General features: G+C 73.0%; 15 protein-coding genes. 8 read left to right on the top strand and 7 right to left on the bottom strand.

Translation table 11 applies throughout. The features are described 5' to 3' along the window. Position 1: 1 nt before the first annotated feature. The 3 genes from EDF46_RS04765 to EDF46_RS04755 all read right to left on the bottom strand — a co-directional run bounded on the left by EDF46_RS04765 (position 2) and on the right by EDF46_RS04755 (position 3,388). Complete coding sequence (locus EDF46_RS04765; RefSeq protein ID WP_123505085.1) at positions 2 to 1,348, bottom strand: NtaA/DmoA family FMN-dependent monooxygenase; 1,347 nt, start codon at positions 1,346 to 1,348, stop codon at positions 2 to 4. A 145-nt stretch (positions 1,349 to 1,493) separates the two neighbouring features. After that, positions 1,494 to 2,165 carry a response regulator transcription factor gene (locus EDF46_RS04760; RefSeq protein ID WP_233579823.1) on the bottom strand — a complete coding sequence of 224 codons (672 nt, stop codon included), beginning with the start codon at positions 2,163 to 2,165 and terminating at the stop codon, positions 1,494 to 1,496. Next, on the bottom strand, positions 2,162 to 3,388 hold the full coding sequence (locus EDF46_RS04755; RefSeq protein ID WP_158614145.1) for a sensor histidine kinase: 1,227 nt from the start codon (positions 3,386 to 3,388) through the stop codon (positions 2,162 to 2,164). The genes EDF46_RS04760 and EDF46_RS04755 overlap by 4 nt, the downstream gene beginning before the upstream one ends. A 214-nt stretch (positions 3,389 to 3,602) precedes the next feature. On the opposite strand from EDF46_RS04755, the gene EDF46_RS04750 reads away from it, so the two are divergent. Beyond that, positions 3,603 to 4,349, top strand: coding sequence for a response regulator transcription factor (locus tag EDF46_RS04750; RefSeq protein WP_123505083.1), 747 nt, complete (start codon positions 3,603 to 3,605; stop codon positions 4,347 to 4,349). A gap of 8 nt (positions 4,350 to 4,357) precedes the next feature. After that, complete coding sequence (locus EDF46_RS18825) at positions 4,358 to 4,489, top strand: hypothetical protein (protein WP_255410932.1); 132 nt, start codon at positions 4,358 to 4,360, stop codon at positions 4,487 to 4,489. A gap of 39 nt (positions 4,490 to 4,528) precedes the next feature. Here the strand turns inward: EDF46_RS18825 and EDF46_RS04745 are convergent, their stop codons facing one another. Continuing rightward, positions 4,529 to 4,795: a helix-turn-helix transcriptional regulator gene (locus tag EDF46_RS04745; protein ID WP_123505082.1), complete on the bottom strand. Its 267-nt coding sequence runs from the start codon at positions 4,793 to 4,795 to the stop codon at positions 4,529 to 4,531. Positions 4,796 to 4,828: 33 nt separating this feature from the next. Between EDF46_RS04745 and map the strand changes: the two genes are divergently transcribed. The 4 genes from map (at position 4,829) to EDF46_RS04725 (ending at position 9,912) form a co-directional block, all read left to right on the top strand. Continuing rightward, positions 4,829 to 5,599 carry a type I methionyl aminopeptidase gene (map, locus tag EDF46_RS04740; RefSeq protein ID WP_123505081.1) on the top strand — a complete coding sequence of 257 codons (771 nt, stop codon included), beginning with the start codon at positions 4,829 to 4,831 and terminating at the stop codon, positions 5,597 to 5,599. A 60-nt stretch (positions 5,600 to 5,659) separates the two neighbouring features. Next, positions 5,660 to 6,865, top strand: a complete 1,206-nt coding sequence (locus tag EDF46_RS04735) for an MFS transporter (RefSeq protein WP_123505080.1) — start codon at positions 5,660 to 5,662, stop codon at positions 6,863 to 6,865. Between the two features lie 122 nt (positions 6,866 to 6,987). Further along, positions 6,988 to 8,268 carry a Bcr/CflA family efflux MFS transporter gene (locus EDF46_RS04730; protein WP_123505079.1) on the top strand — a complete coding sequence of 427 codons (1,281 nt, stop codon included), beginning with the start codon at positions 6,988 to 6,990 and terminating at the stop codon, positions 8,266 to 8,268. Positions 8,269 to 8,391: 123 nt separating this feature from the next. Further along, positions 8,392 to 9,912 carry a carboxylesterase/lipase family protein gene (locus EDF46_RS04725; RefSeq protein WP_123505078.1) on the top strand — a complete coding sequence of 507 codons (1,521 nt, stop codon included), beginning with the start codon at positions 8,392 to 8,394 and terminating at the stop codon, positions 9,910 to 9,912. A 192-nt stretch (positions 9,913 to 10,104) separates the two neighbouring features. On the opposite strand, the gene EDF46_RS04720 is transcribed toward EDF46_RS04725, so the two are convergent. From EDF46_RS04720 to EDF46_RS04710, 3 genes are read right to left on the bottom strand one after another with little or no spacing between them, the layout of a single operon-like run. After that, positions 10,105 to 11,034: a biopolymer transporter Tol gene (locus EDF46_RS04720; RefSeq protein WP_233579822.1), complete on the bottom strand. Its 930-nt coding sequence runs from the start codon at positions 11,032 to 11,034 to the stop codon at positions 10,105 to 10,107. Continuing rightward, entirely contained in the window at positions 11,031 to 11,345 is a 315-nt protein-coding gene (locus EDF46_RS04715) for a Dabb family protein (protein WP_123505077.1), read from the bottom strand. Before EDF46_RS04715 ends, EDF46_RS04720 begins: the two co-directional genes overlap by 4 nt. Next, on the bottom strand, positions 11,342 to 11,818 hold the full coding sequence (locus EDF46_RS04710; RefSeq protein WP_123505076.1) for a heme-degrading domain-containing protein: 477 nt from the start codon (positions 11,816 to 11,818) through the stop codon (positions 11,342 to 11,344). The genes EDF46_RS04715 and EDF46_RS04710 overlap by 4 nt, the downstream gene beginning before the upstream one ends. Before the next feature lie 71 nt (positions 11,819 to 11,889). On the opposite strand from EDF46_RS04710, the gene EDF46_RS04705 reads away from it, so the two are divergent. Both EDF46_RS04705 and EDF46_RS04700 read left to right on the top strand, forming a co-directional pair. After that, on the top strand, positions 11,890 to 12,912 hold the full coding sequence (locus EDF46_RS04705; RefSeq protein WP_199738189.1) for a LacI family DNA-binding transcriptional regulator: 1,023 nt from the start codon (positions 11,890 to 11,892) through the stop codon (positions 12,910 to 12,912). A gap of 229 nt (positions 12,913 to 13,141) precedes the next feature. Continuing rightward, on the top strand, positions 13,142 to 13,957 hold the full coding sequence (locus tag EDF46_RS04700) for a hypothetical protein (RefSeq protein ID WP_123505075.1): 816 nt from the start codon (positions 13,142 to 13,144) through the stop codon (positions 13,955 to 13,957). Positions 13,958 to 14,082 lie beyond the last annotated feature (125 nt).

Genomic DNA, 14,082 nt, shown 5'->3' with positions numbered 1-14,082 from the left:
CCTAGCGGCCGACGCGCAGCGCGTGACCGGGGTGGCTCGGCGGCAGGTGCGCGGATCCTGCGGGGAACAGTCTCTCGCGGAGGGTCGTCGCCTGGGCGGGGCCCTCCATCAGGCCGCGCCGCTTCAGCTCGGGCACGACGAGCTCGAAGAACGACGCCGAGTCGCCGGTCGGGCCGGGCTGCACGAGCACGCCGTCGGCGCCGGTGTGCTCCATCAGCGCGACCGTCTGGTCGACGGCCTCTGCGGGCGTGCCGAGGAACGGACGGCTCATCACGCCGTTCACGCGGAACTCCTCGAGGATCTCGCCGACGGTCGGGGCGTCCTCGCCGGTGAAGCGCTCGATGTTGGTGCGGCCCTGCTCGCTGGCCGTCGACTGCAGGGGCTTCGACGGGTCCATCTTCGTCAGGTCGAGGCCGGTGAAGAACGCGTACTGCACGGCGGCGTCGGCGGTCGTGACGAACGCGGTCACGGTCTCGCGGAGGGCGAGGGCCTCGTCGTGCGTGGGCGCCACGACGTAGGTGCCGGCGATCAGGAACTTGATGGCGTCGGGCTCCCGGCCGGCCGCCACTGCTCGGGCCCGGATGTCGGCGATCTGCTCGCGGACCGCGTCGGGCTCGGCGGCCAGGAAGACCGCCTCGGCGTAGCGGGCGGCGACGTCGCGGCCCTTCGTCGAGGCGCCGGCCTGGAAGAGCAGCGGCGTGCGCTGGGGCGACGGCGGCACGGTGAACACGCCGTCCGAGCGGAAGTGCGTGCCGTCGTAGTGGATCTCGTGGACCATCGCAGCGTCGGCGTAGACCCCGGCTGCGCGGTCGACCTTCAGGGCGCCGTCCTCCCACGACCCCTCCCACAGCGTCATCGCGAGCTTCAGGTAGTCCTCCGCGGCCGCGTAGCGGTCGTCGTGCGCCTTCATCGGCTCGCCGAACAGGCGCGCCGACGCGTTCTGGCCGGCGCCGGTCACGACGTTCCAGCCGATGCGGCCGTTCGTCACGTGGTCGAGCGTCGCCATGCGGCGCGCCAGTGCCGGCGGGCGGTCGGCGCTCGTCGACATCGTGACGACGAGGCCGAGCTTCTCGGTCGCCGCGGCCATCGCCGACATGACCATCGACGGGTCGCCGCGCGGGAAGAGCAGGGCGTGCTCGACGGCGGTCGGAGACACCTCGCCGTCGATCAGCGGGTAGCCGAAGTCGTCGGCGATGAACAGGAAGTCGACGCCGGCCTCCTCGCTGCGCTTGGCGAGCGTCGTCCAGTAGTCGAGGGTCAGGAAGCCCGGCGTCGTGTTGTCGGGCAGACGCCACGAGCCCGAGAGCCCCATCGTCTGGAACATTCCGAAGGTGAGGGGGGCTGTCATGGCGTCTCCGAGGTCAGTGAACCGATGGGTTCACTCTGCCGCACGGATGTGTCGGCTGTGTTACGCCGGTGATACGGGGAGCGACCCGTGCCGGCGGCAGGAACGGCCCACCGCGGCGGCGATCCTCTGCCGCACGCGCGGGTGGCTACGCCCCAGGGACCAGCAGCCCGTTCTCGTATGCGAAGACGACGATCTGCGCCCGGTCGTGCGCGCCGATCTTGGCCATGATCCGGTGCGCGTGCGTCTTCACGGTGTGGGGTGAGAGGTAGAGGTCGGCGGCGATCTCGGCGTTGGTGCGGCCTCGCGCGATCCGCTCGAGCACGTCCGCCTCGCGCTCGGTCAGGTCGTCGAGCTCGCGTGGCCGAGGCCGCACAGGCGGCTCGGCGGGCACGAGCCACCGGTCGATGAGCGCCTTCGTCGCCTTCGGCGAGAGCAGGGCGTCGCCGTCGTGCACCGTCCGGATCGCGGCGACGAGGGCCTCGGGGTCGGTTCCCTTGCCGACGAAGCCGCTCGCGCCGGCGCGGAGGGCGTCGAGCACGTTCTGGTCGTTCTCGAAGGTGGTGAGCACGATCACGCGGGTGCCCGCGAGCGCGGGGTCTCCGCAGATGGCCGAGGTGGCGGCGATGCCGTCGGTGCCGGGCATCCGGATGTCCATCAGGATCACGTCGGGCCGCAGCTCGCGGGCCGTCCGGATCGCCTCCGCGCCGTCGGCCGCCTGCGCCACCACCTCGATGTCGTCCTCCTGCGACACGAGGTCGGCGACGGCCTGGCGGATCAGCGTCTGGTCGTCGGCCAGCATGACGGTGATCGGGCTCACGGGGCGCTCCTTCGAGAGGCGGGGGTCTGCAGCGGCAGCCGCAGCCGGAAGACGAAGCTCCGGCCGATCGTCTCGGCGAGCTCGAGGGTGCCGCCGACGCTGGCCACCCGCTCGCGGACCCCGGCGAGACCGTAGCGGTGCCGGTCGGCGGCGTCGGGCAGCGGTGGGGCATCGGGCGCAGGAGCCGCGGTGCCGTTCTCGACCTCGACCTCGACGGCGCCCTCGCCCCAGTCGAGCCGCAGCACGGCCGTGCCGCCCGCCCCGTGCTTGTGCGCGTTCGTCAGCCCCTCCTGGATGCACCGGTAGGCGACGATGTCGACGGGCTGATCGAGGGCGACACGGGCGCCGGTCTCGACGAGCTCCACGCGGAGCCCGTCGGCGGCGAACACCCGCAGCAGCGCCGGGACCTCCTCGAGGCCGGCGAGGGGTGCCTGGCCTCCGCCCTGGGCGTCGCCCTGCCGCAGCACGTACAGCATGTTGCCCATGTCGGCCAGCACGGTGCGCGCGGCGTCGGTCACGGTGTCAAGCGATCGCGCTGATGCGTCGGCGCCCTCGGGGAGGGCACGCCGCGCGGCCGCCGCCTGGAGGTTGATCACGGCGATGTGGTGCGCCACCGCGTCATGCAGGTCGCGCGCCAGGCGGAGTCGCTCCTCGACGACGCGGCGCTGCGCCTCCGCCTCGAGATTCGCCTCGGCTCGGCGCGCGCGTTCCTGCACCCCTTCGATGTAGGCCGCCCTCGACCGGGCCGCGTCTCCGGTCATCGCCGCGAGCACCGTCAGGACGACCCAGAGGATCACGACGCGCGAGTCGCGGAAGAAGTGGGGGAGCACGCCGGTCGCGACCTCGCCGGCCACGCTCGACGCGATCACCACGGCGACGGCGGTCGTGATGCGGTCGGTGAGCACGGCGGTGGTGAACACGGTCAGGAGCACGGCGGGCAGGAAGGCGAACGTCGGGCCGCCGGTAGCGATGCCGAGCGCCGCCGACACGATGGCGACCACGGTGGCGGTGCGGCAGAAGCGCTCGCGGAAGACGATGGCCGCGAGGGCGGCCCCGACCGTGATCGCCGCGACCGGGTGCGCCGGGATGCCGCTGCCGCCCACGTCGGTCGGCGTGACCGCGAACGCGAGCGTCATCAGGCCGAAGACGACGGTCGTCGGCCAGCCGAGACCGCGCGGTCGGATGTAGCGCGGGGTCGGCGACGCGCGACGGACGACACTCATCGCGGGCTCCTCCCAGCGCCGACGGTCGCAGCGCGGCGCGATCCCATCCTGCCCAAGGCGCATGTGCGTCGCATCACCCGCCCGGGTCGCGACCGCGAGCGTCTCGTACTCCGATCGCAGTACGCGGATCGATTCGCCCGGGGGACGCGCCCGCAGCGTCGGCTGGCGAGAGTGGACGTACCGAATCCGAAGCACCGACCGAAGGGAACGCATCATGGTCACGACCGCAACCGGCGTCGCTCCACAGCAGGGCGACACTCCGACCCGCGAGCCGCAAAGGCCCACCGGCGTCCTGCGGGTCTTCGTGGTCGACGAGGAGGACCCGATCACCCGCCTCCTGTCGATCGCCCTCGGCATGGAGGGGTGGCAGGTCACCCGCTTCCCCGACGGCCTCAGCGTGCTCGAGGCGGCCACGATCGACGCCCCCGACGCGATGCTGCTCGACATGATGCTGCCCGACGTGCTCGGCACCGAGGTGGTGTCGCGGCTGCGGGAGCGCGGCGTCGACACGCCCGTGCTCTTCCTCACCGGCCGGTCGTCGATCGACGACCGGCTCGCCGCGTACGCCGCCGGTGCCGACGACTACATCACCAAGCCGTTCGCGCTCGAGGAGGTCGTCGCCACGCTCGCCGCGCTGTTCCGCAAGCAGGGCAAGCTGCCCACCAGCGTCGTGCGGGGCGACCTCGTGCTCGACACGGCGACGGGCCAGGCCTGGATGGGCGGGCGCCCCCTCCTGCTCGCCCCCCTCGATTTCGCAGTGGTGCAGGAACTCGCGCAGTGGCCGTCGGGCCGGCAGTCGCGGCGCGCCCTCGCCGACCGCCTCACCGACCGGGGGTTCGACTTCGTCGCGCCGAACGCGCTGACGACCATCCCCGCCGTGACGGGGGCCGGCCCCGGCGGCGAGCTCTCGGCCGTCCTCCGCGTGTCGGGCGCCGACCTCGTTCTCGTGGACGTGCTCTGATGGCCGCCGTGAGCACCGCCTCCGCGGCCTCGCAGGTCGTCCAGATCGACGCCGCGGGCGCCGTGTCGCACGGACCGGCCGACCTGCCCGCCGAGACGCTGCCCGACGGGTGGCACTGGGTCGAGATCCCGCTCGACTAGGCAGGGCTGGCGGGGCGGGGAGGGCGCGGCGGGGCGAGGTCAGCCGGCGAGGGCGCCGAGTTCTTCCGCTCGGATCGCGGCCCACACCTCGTCGAGCGAGAGCCCCAGCACGTCGGCCAGCGCGGCGATGGTCGGGAACGACGGCGTCGCCACGCGGCCGGTCTCGATCTTGCGGAGCGTCTCGGGCGACAGCCCGGCGGCGAGGGCGACGTCGAGCATGGAGCGGTCGGCGCGCGCTCGCCGCAGAAGGGCCCCGAGGCGGCGGCCGCGCTCGACATCGGCGGGAGAGAGCGGGAGGCGGACCATGCGCCCAATACTAGTACCGGTATAGTTATTGGAATGATCGAGATCCTCACCCCCTCCGAGCTGGCCAAGGCGCGGGTCACCGGCGCGCTGGTCGGCACGATCCTTCAGACGCTGAAGAGCCGCACGACCGTCGGCACCAACCTGCTCGAGATCGACCGCTGGACCCACGAGATGATCGTCGAGGCCGGCGCCGAGTCGTGCTACGTCGACTACGCGCCGTCGTTCGGGCGCGGTCCGTTCGGCCACTACGTCTGCACCGCGGTGAACGACGCCGTGCTGCACGGGCTGCCGCACGACTACGCGCTCCTCGACGGCGACCTCCTCACCCTCGACCTCGCGGTCCTCACAGACGGAATCGCCGCCGACGCGGCCATCAGCTTCGTGGTCGGGCCGACGCAGCCCGCGTCGAGCCTCGCCCTGATCGAGACCACCGAGCGCGCCCTCGCCGCCGGGATCGCCGCGGCCCGCCCCGGTGCCCGCATCGGCGACCTGTCGTCGGCGATCGGCACCGTGCTCGACGACGCCGGCTACCCGGTCAACGTCGAGTTCGGCGGCCACGGCATCGGCTCGACGATGCACCAGGACCCGCACGTCGCGAACACCGGGCGGCCCGGGCGCGGCTACACGCTGCGGCCGGGCCTCCTGCTGGCGCTCGAGCCGTGGATCATGGCCGACACCGACCTGCTCGTGACCGACCCCGACGGGTGGACGCTCCGCAGCGCGACCGGGTGCCGCACGGCCCACACCGAGCACACGATCGCGATCACCGCCGACGGGGCCGAGATCCTGACGCTGGCGCGCTAGCGCCGAAGGGTGTACTCGCAGGAACTCCCACGCGCCGCCCGTGTGCGCTTGGCTGGGGGCATGAACCGCCGCCTCACCCTCCTCTTCGCCATCGCCGGTGGCGCCGCCGTCGGCAACCTCTACTGGTCGCAGCCCCTCCTCGACTTCATCGCCGACGACCTGAAGACCGACACCTCGTCGGCGGGCCTGCTCGTCACGGCCACCCAGATCGGCTACGCGCTCGGCGTGCTGCTGTTCGTTCCGCTCGGCGACGTCGTGAACCGGCGGATCCTCGTGCCGATCGCGCTGCTGTGCGCGACGGCGGCCCTGCTCGCCAGCGCGCTCGCTCCCACGTTCGCCGTGCTGCTCGTCACGCTGGCGCTCGTCGGGCTCACGACGGTGTCGGGGCAGATACTGGTGCCGCTGGCCGGCGACCTCGCCGACGACTCGAGCCGCGGCCGGGTGGTCGGTGCCGTCGTGTCGGGGATCCTGATCGGCATCCTGGTCTCGCGCACCGTCTCGGGGCTCATCGCCGGGGCGGCCGGATGGCGCGCGATCTACGTGGTGGCGGCGGCGCTCGCCCTCGTGCTCGCCGTGCTGCTGTACTTCGCGATCCCGCGCCTCGAGCCGCGCACGGCGATGCGGTACCCGGCCCTGATCGCCTCGGTGTTCTCGATCGTGCGGCGGGAGCGCGCCGTGCGGTGGCACCTCGTGCTCGGCGGCATCTCGTTCGCCGTCTTCACGATGTTCTGGACGTCGCTGACCTTCTTGCTGAGCGCCCCGCCGTTCTCGTTCGGGGTGACGGCGATCGGGCTGTTCGGCCTCGTCGGGCTCGCCGGAGCCGCCGCCGCCCAGCGCGCCGGACGCCTCAGCGACCGCGGACTCGCGATGCCCACGATCGGCGTGACCTGGGCGCTCGTGCTCGTCTCGTTCGTGGTGGCCGGGCTCGCCGCGGACAGCGTCGTCGGGATCGTCGTCGCGATCGTGGTGCTCGACGTCGCCATCCAGGGGCACAACATCACCGTGCAGTCGCGGATGTTCCTGATCGACCCCGCCGCACGGAGCCGCCTCAACACGGCGTTCGTGACGAACAACTTCATCTGCGGGGCGATCGGCTCGGGGCTGGCGACGCTGCTCTGGGCCCACGGCGGCTGGACGGCGGTCACCCTCGGAGGGGCCGTGCTGTGCGGGGTCGCGCTCACGGTGTGGGCCGTCGGGCGCCGGGGCGGGCTGCTACTGCGGCACGAGGGGGCGGGCGGAGTTCCTGCGCCCGTGGCCTCGGCCTAGGCCGCGCCGGCGCCACGCCCGCGCAGAGGCGTAAACCACCCGTAACGCGCGCGGACCCGCCCGGAAATACGCCGCCCCCACTCTGAGAACGTCGGGGAGCCCGGCGCGAACGGAGCACCGCCATGACCACGATCGACATCGCCGCCGACACCGCGACCCGTTCCCGGGCGGGGCTGGTGCGGCGGATCGTCGTGGTGGCCGTCTTCCTGACCTGGCTCGGCCCGTTCACCATGGACGCCTACAGCCCCGGCTTCCCATCGATCGCCCGCGAGTTCGGGGTCGGCGACTGGGCCGTGCAGCTCACCCTCACCGCCAGCCTCGCCGGGCTGGTGCTCGGCCAGCTGCTCGGCGCGCCGCTCGCCGACCGGTTCGGCCGGCGGGGTCCGCTCATCGGCAGCCTCGTCGTCTTCCTGATCGCGACGCTCGCCTGCGCGCTCGCCCCGCACATCGCCTTCCTGATCGTCGCGCGGCTGTTCCAGGGCGTCGCCGCGGCGATCGGGGTGTCGACGTCGCGCACGCTCGGCCGCGACGTGCTCGAGCGCAGGCGCCTGGCCCCGTTCTTCTCGCAGCTCGCCGCCATCACGAGCATCGCGCCGGTCGTCGGCCCGCTCGTCGGCTCGGCCCTCATGAACGCCGGCGGATCGTGGCGCTGGATCTTCGCCATGATCGGCGCCCTCGGCTTCGTCGTGCTCGTCGTCGTCGTGCTCGCCCTGCCCGAGACCCACCCCGACCGCATCGACCGGTCGCTCGCGCCCGCCGAGCGCGAGGTGCCCTCCGACGTGTCGACGGGAGGCCACGGGAAGGTCCGCACCCTGCTCGGCCAGCGCGCCGTGCTCGCATCGGCCCTCGCGATCGGCCTGTCGTCGGGCGCCCTGCTGTCGTATCTGGCAGGCACGAGCATCCTGCTTCAGGATCGCTACGGACTCTCGGCCACCCAGTACGCCGTCGTCTTCGCCCTCAACGCCGTGGGTCTCCTGATCGCCGCGCAGGTCAACGCCCGTCTCGTGCGCAGGATCCGCCCCGGCGTCGTCGCCACGGCCGCCGCCGGCGCGCTCGCCGCCGACGGCCTCGCCCTCGTCGTCGCCTTCGCCGCCGCCGCGCCCCTCGGCGTGATCCTCGGGATGCTGGCCGTCGTCGTGATGTGCGCCGGCTTCCTGGGCTCGAACGTCATCGCGATCGGCATGAGCGTCGACCGCCACGCGGGGAGCACGGCGTCGGCGATCCTCGGGGTGGCGCAGTACAGCTTCGGCGCGCTCTCGGCCCCGCTCGTCGGGCTCGGGGCGGCGGCGGTGGTTCCGAGTCAGGCGTGGCTGGTCGCCGGGTACGGTGCCGCGACCGTGGTCGCCGTCGTCGTGGTCGGCGGGCGGGCGTTCCGCGATCGACTGGCACCGTCGGGCCGGTAGGCCCCGTGCAGCGGCACTCACTCCACGCCGCGGCCCAGGGCGGGTGCCGGAACGCGGACTCCATCGGACCGCCGCCGCATACCGACCGGCGGTAGGCTCGCCCCGTTGCCAAAGGAGGCCACCATGACTCTCGTTCAGTCCACCGTCGTGACCACCGCGTCGGGCCGGGTCCAGGGCGTCGTGCAGACGCCGCACTCGGTCGCGTTCCTGGGGATCCCGTTCGCGGAGGCCCCCGTCGGCGAGCTGCGGTTCACGGCCCCGCGGCGCCGCGCCTCCTGGGACGGCGTCCGTCCCGCCGTGGAGTACGGCGCCACGGCCCAGCGCGAGCCGTTCGGCCCCTTCGTCACCATCCCCGAGCCGTCGATCCCCGGCGCCGACACGCTGAACGTCAACGTCTTCACGCCCGCACCCGGCGACACCGAGGCGAACCTGCCGGTGTTCGTGTGGATCCACGGCGGCGGCTACTTCGCCGGATCGCCCGCAAGCCCCTGGTACGACGGCCGCTCGTTCAACCGCGACGGCGTCGTCACGGTGACCGTGTCGTACCGCCTGGGCTTCCAGGGCTTCGGCTGTGTCGACGGCGGCGGGTTCAACCGCGGCCTTCTCGACCAGCTGGCAGCACTGGAGTGGGTGCAGGAGAATATCCGCCAGTTCGGCGGCGATCCGGCCAAGGTCACCATCGGCGGTCAGTCGGCCGGCGGCGGCAGTGTCCTCGCCCTGCTGGCGTCGCCGCTGCGGGGCGACCTGTTCCGCGCCGTCATCTCGCACTCGGGCGCCGCCGGAGACCTCTCCGCCGATGCGGCCGAGCCGATCGCCCGGGCCTACGCCGACTCGCTCGGCATCGCGCCGACCCTCGAGGCGTGGAGCACCATCCCCGAAGAGCGCATCACCGCCACCGAGCGCGACTTCAACCACGTCGGAGACACCGTCCTCGAAGCCGACGCACCGCCGGTCTCGGCGGCCGACCTCGTCGCCGGGCTTGCCGACGGCAGCACCTCGGGTCGCACCGGCCTGGCCTGGGCCCCGGTGATCGACGGCGAGGTCCTCGCCGGGCCCATGGACGCGGGACTCGCGCAGAACGCCGCCGTGCCTCTGCTGCTCGGCACCACCCGCAACGAGTTCTCGGCCCCGGGCGGGCGCGTCGACGTCGCCGACGTACGCCGCGACCTCGAGGCCGCCGGGGTCTCCGACGGGGCCATCCGCGCCTTCGAGGCCGAGGTCGCGCGCGTCGGGGCCGACCGCGCCGAGAGCCAGCTCGTGACGTCGGCGCTGTTCCGCACGGCCGTGCCGCGCATCGCCACCGCCCGCCAGACCGCCGACCCCGCCGCGCGCACCTGGGCCTACGACTTCGCCGGCCGCCGCTTCGAGGCCGACCCCAGCGGCCACTGCTCCGACATCCCCTTCGCCTGGGACCTCCTCGACGCCGAGGGCGTGCCCGTCGTGCTCGGCGACACGCCCTCGCAGGCGCTCGCCGACCGCATGCACGCCGACTGGGTCGGGTTCATCGCCGACGGCGCCGCGCCGTGGCACCCCGCCACCGCCGACCGCCTGCCGACGCGCAGCTACGTCAACGAGGGGCACGTCGACTCCGACGAGGTGTACGCCTTCGAGCAGGGGCTGTTCGCCGCCGCGCGTCGGGCCTGAGGCCGCGCACGCTCGTCCCGCCCCGGCCCCGCACCACGATCGGGACTCCGCACCACGACTTCTCGCGGTGCCGAGTCCCGATCGTGGTGCGGAGGCCGCCCCGAGTGCCCTCAGCTAGTCGGATCGGGCGAAAGCGTCGGCGGCGCGGCCGTTCTACCCGATCCGACTAGCTGACGGTGCGGCCCCGACCGCCTAGGCGCGCGGGTAGGTCACGTACGCGAACGCCGAGCCGTCGGGCGCCCAGCTGTTGACGTTGATGGTGCCCTGGCCGCCGTTGAACGTCTCGACGACTCGGCCGGCCGCCCAGTCGCCGTCCGTGACGAGCACGAGCCGCACCTCCTTGTCGGCGGGGTGCCCCTCGGTGCCGCCCGGGAACGAGATGTACACCGCGTCCTCGCCGACCGGAGCCACGTGCGGAAACCAGTTGACCCGCTCGTCGAACGTGAGCTGCGTGAGCTCCCTGCCGTCGGGGCGGATCCGCGCTATCTGCGCCTGACCGCGCGAGAACTGCTCGGTGTTCAGGTAGATCCACTCCCCGTCGGGGCTGTACTCGGAGCCGTCGGCGGGCCCCGGGTCGGTGGTGACGGCCCGGTCGCCCGACCCGTCGAGCCCGACCTCGTGCACGCGCACGTCGCCCCAGCCGTCGAGGCTCACGCGCACGTAGGCGAGGGTCTGCCCGTCGGGCGAGACCCCGTGCAAGAAGTGCAGGGCGTCCGTGTCGAGGGTGACCCGCCGAGCCGGGCCGCCGGCGAGCGGGGCCTGGTAGATGTGGAAGTCGTTCGCCGACACGAACACCGAGTCGTCGACGGGCGAGAGCACGTGGTCGTTGTTGAGGCCGGGTACCCCGGTGATCTCGATGGGCGCAGGAACGGACGACCCGTCGGGGAGCAGCTCGTACAGGCCGCCCTCCGCGTTCACGATCAGCCGGCCGTCGCGTGTCCAGTTCGGCGCCTCGTACAGGGTGTCGGCGCTCTCGTGCACGAGCCGCGACGTTCCGGCCGCGACATCGAACACCCGGATCTCGCAGCGCTGGCCGGGCAGCAGCCGGCGGGGCTCGAGGGCGGCGGGGTCGATGTCGCCGATCACGGCGTCGTGGCCGACCCCCGTGTCGTCATCGGTCACAGTGCGACCGCCGCGACGTCGACGGGCTCGAAGTCGAGCTCCTGGAACGCCGCCACCTCGGTCACCCAGCGCGTCTGCACGAAGTTCTGGTGATCGGGGTGCGAGTCGTAGGCGGCGTAGGCGGCCTGGTCGGCGAACCACATAGTGAAGTGCCAGGTCAGGTCGCTCTTGGCGCTCACCTGGCGGGAGATGCCGAAGTCGGTCACCCCGGCGATGGTCGGCAGGATCGACGCGGCGGTGGCGAGGAAGTCCTTCTCCTCGGCGCTGCCGGCCGGGTGGACGAGGGCGAACGAGACGGTGTGCTGGATCATGACGCGCTTTCTGTAGGGGAGGACGAAGCCGAGGCGAGGTACGCGGCGATGGAGGAGGTGACCAGGTCATGGTCCTCCTCGGAGGTGAGTCCCGAGGCGGTGACGGCGCCGACGACTCCGCTGCCACGCAGCCGGATCGGAAAGGACCCGCCGGTCAGCGCGTAGTCGTACGGATCGAGCCAGCCGAGCGCGGCGAGGTCGACGCCGTCGAAGCGGGCGGCCACCAGGGCGCTCGACGCCTCGAAGCGCTGCACGACGGCGGCTTTCTTGCGGAGCCAGTCCTGCTGGTCGACGGTCGTGCCGGGCAGCGAGGCGCGGAAGAGCACGTGGTCGCCGCGGCGGACGTCGACGGCGACGGCGAGGTCGTCGGCGATCGCTCGCTCGGTGATCAGCGTGCCGAGGCGCCACGCGTCGACGAGGTCGAAGGTGTCGAAGACGAGCTCGTCCTCCTGAAGCTGCAGATGATCGGTCATGGGTGCCTTTCGGGTGGTGGGGCGTCTGTCAGAGGACTTCGAAGGGTGGGGGTCATGGAACACTGAGGACCATGCCCAATCCGCTGCCCACGATGCGCGACGTCGCCGACCACGTCGGCGTGTCGCGCCAGCTCGTGTCGCTCGTGCTCCGCGGTGTGCCCGGCCCGAGCGCCGAGTCGCGTGAGCGCATCCTGGCCGCCGCCGACGAGCTCGGCTACCGTCCGAACGCCTCGGCGCGCCTGCTGCGGCAGAGCCGCACGGGCCTGATCGGCGTGCTGTTCCAGATGCGGAACGCCTTCGAGGTGCGCTTCGTCGAGCGCCTGTTCGTGCGCGCCGCCGAGCAGGGCTTCGGCCTCGTGCTCGGCCCGGAGACCGCGGAGCGCGGCACCGAAGACGTGGTCGCCGAGCTGATGAGCCAGCGCGTCGAGGCGCTCGTCGCCTTCAACCCCGACCCGGCGTCGCCGGCGCTGCAGGACGCCGCGGTGCGCGTGCCGGTCGTCTGGCTGGGTGAGAGCGCACGGCTCGACGGCGTCGACAACGTGCGGGCCGACGAGGAGCGCGGGCTCGAGCTGATCGTGGAGCACCTGGTGTCGCTCGGCCACCGCGACATCGTCTACGCGGGCGGGCTCGGCGGCTTCGTCGGCGAGCAGCGCGCCGCGGCCTACCGGGCGGCGATGGCCGAGGCGGGGCTCTCCGGGCAGGCGGAGGTGCTCCCGGCGGGCTTCGACGAAGAGAGCGGTGCGGCGGCGGCCCGCGAGTTCCTGCGCCGCGAGACTCGGCCGACAGCCCTGGTCTGCTGCAGCGACCACTGCGCTGCGGGAGCGCTGGCGGTCCTGGCTCTGGCCGGCGTGGATGTTCCCGGCGAGGTCTCGGTGACGGGTTTCGACGACAGCTACGTCTCGGCGCTCAGCTACCACGACATGACCAGCCTGCGGCAGGACATCGAGGCGACGGTCGAGGCGACCGTGGCCGCGGTCGTGGCTCGGCTCGAGGCGGACGACGCCGCGGAGGGCCTCGCCGGCCCGGTCCGGACTCCGGCGGCGCTGGTCGTCAGGGGCTCGACGGGGCCGGTCTCAGTCACGCGCCCACTTTAGCGCGTGCCAACGTTCGGGTGGCCATGCGCTGGGTCGCTACTTGGCTCGTGCTAACCACGTTGCTACGGTGTGAGCCGCGGCGCCGTCCTGGTGGCGCGTCGCCGCCGTCGCGCCTGCCTCGCCATGCGAGATGGCCCGCGCCGTCGGGCGCCCGCCCGCGGCCCGACGACGCGGGCCATCTCGCGCGGCGCCAGCCCGGAGGCAGGGCGGCGTGCGGTTGGATGAGTGCATGAGCGACGACGACGAGATGACCTTCACGGCGAGCGGCATGAGCGAAGGTGTCGAGTTGGGTGGGCTGCAGGACCCGACGCGCGTCAGCGTCCACCTGACCGGCTTCACCTACGGGGCCGAGAAGGGCTGGGAGTGGTTCGAAGCCGCGACCGAGCGACACGTCGCGGTGGTCCGGGCCTACGCGAGGATTCTTCGGGAGGCCGGCGGCGACGTGACGCAGAAGCGCGTGCAGCTCGCGGCCAACGCGCTGCACCAGTCCATCGGGGCCTTGCCGATCGGTCACACGGCCTACGCCGGAGTCGGCTTCCCGAGCGCGAGCAACGACGAGGTGGACGACGTCGACATCGCAGACATCGAGGCCATGCCGGCGCCGCCGGTCACGGAGGTGCGCGCGCCGCACCCCTACCTGGCGACGGCGGTGTCGGGCACCCGAATGCAGCGGCTGGAACTGGCCGGCGCCGACGACCTTCCCCTCGAGGTCGAGCTCGTCCTCGCGAAAGACCCGGACGAGTCGGTCCGCGACTCCTTCCTGGGGCGGACGCGCAGTCGCGCCGCCCTGGAGCTGATGGAGCGCGACGAGCCGAGCGGGGACGTGCGGCGGCAGTTCCCGGATCAGCCGAACGCGAGTGTCGATCTCAGGCTCGACGCCAAGCTCGGCGAGCTGGCGCCGCGGATCATCGACAGCACGGCCGCGGGCGTGGGTGCGCCCGAGTCGGCACGCGCCTTCGCCCTCGCCGAGTGGAACGAGTTCCGCGACGAGGCCGATCAGATGACGCTGCGCGAGGCGTTCGCCAAGGGCGGCTGGGTCGTCTGACGCGTGCCTCGCCGGCGGGGTCGGTGCCGGCGTGGGTGGCGCAGTTCCTGCGCCCGGGGGTCGCGAGATGGCCCCCGCCGTCGCTTCGCGCCCGCCGACCCGACGCGGAGGGCCATCTCGAGGCG

The sequence above is a fragment of the Frondihabitans sp. PhB188 genome, assembly GCF_003752365.1.
In the GTDB taxonomy this organism is placed as follows: domain Bacteria; phylum Actinomycetota; class Actinomycetes; order Actinomycetales; family Microbacteriaceae; genus Frondihabitans.
The sequence above is the reverse complement of the archived record's forward strand: the minus strand, read 5'-3'. Positions and strand labels throughout refer to the sequence as shown.

Excerpts from the sequence above, each read along its gene's own strand:
- EDF46_RS04765 (WP_123505085.1), bottom strand. The coding sequence starts at position 1,348 with ATGACAGCCCCCCTCACCTTCGGAATGTTCCAGACGATGGGGCTCTCG.
- EDF46_RS04755 (WP_158614145.1), bottom strand. The coding sequence starts at position 3,388 with ATGAGTGTCGTCCGTCGCGCGTCGCCGACCCCGCGCTACATCCGACCG.
- EDF46_RS04750 (WP_123505083.1), top strand. The coding sequence starts at position 3,603 with ATGGTCACGACCGCAACCGGCGTCGCTCCACAGCAGGGCGACACTCCG.
- EDF46_RS04745 (WP_123505082.1), bottom strand. The coding sequence starts at position 4,795 with ATGGTCCGCCTCCCGCTCTCTCCCGCCGATGTCGAGCGCGGCCGCCGC.
- map (WP_123505081.1), top strand. The coding sequence starts at position 4,829 with ATGATCGAGATCCTCACCCCCTCCGAGCTGGCCAAGGCGCGGGTCACC.
- EDF46_RS04735 (WP_123505080.1), top strand. The coding sequence starts at position 5,660 with ATGAACCGCCGCCTCACCCTCCTCTTCGCCATCGCCGGTGGCGCCGCC.
- EDF46_RS04730 (WP_123505079.1), top strand. The coding sequence starts at position 6,988 with ATGACCACGATCGACATCGCCGCCGACACCGCGACCCGTTCCCGGGCG.
- EDF46_RS04725 (WP_123505078.1), top strand. The coding sequence starts at position 8,392 with ATGACTCTCGTTCAGTCCACCGTCGTGACCACCGCGTCGGGCCGGGTC.
- EDF46_RS04715 (WP_123505077.1), bottom strand. The coding sequence starts at position 11,345 with ATGATCCAGCACACCGTCTCGTTCGCCCTCGTCCACCCGGCCGGCAGC.
- EDF46_RS04710 (WP_123505076.1), bottom strand. The coding sequence starts at position 11,818 with ATGACCGATCATCTGCAGCTTCAGGAGGACGAGCTCGTCTTCGACACC.
- EDF46_RS04705 (WP_199738189.1), top strand. The coding sequence starts at position 11,890 with ATGCCCAATCCGCTGCCCACGATGCGCGACGTCGCCGACCACGTCGGC.
- EDF46_RS04700 (WP_123505075.1), top strand. The coding sequence starts at position 13,142 with ATGAGCGACGACGACGAGATGACCTTCACGGCGAGCGGCATGAGCGAA.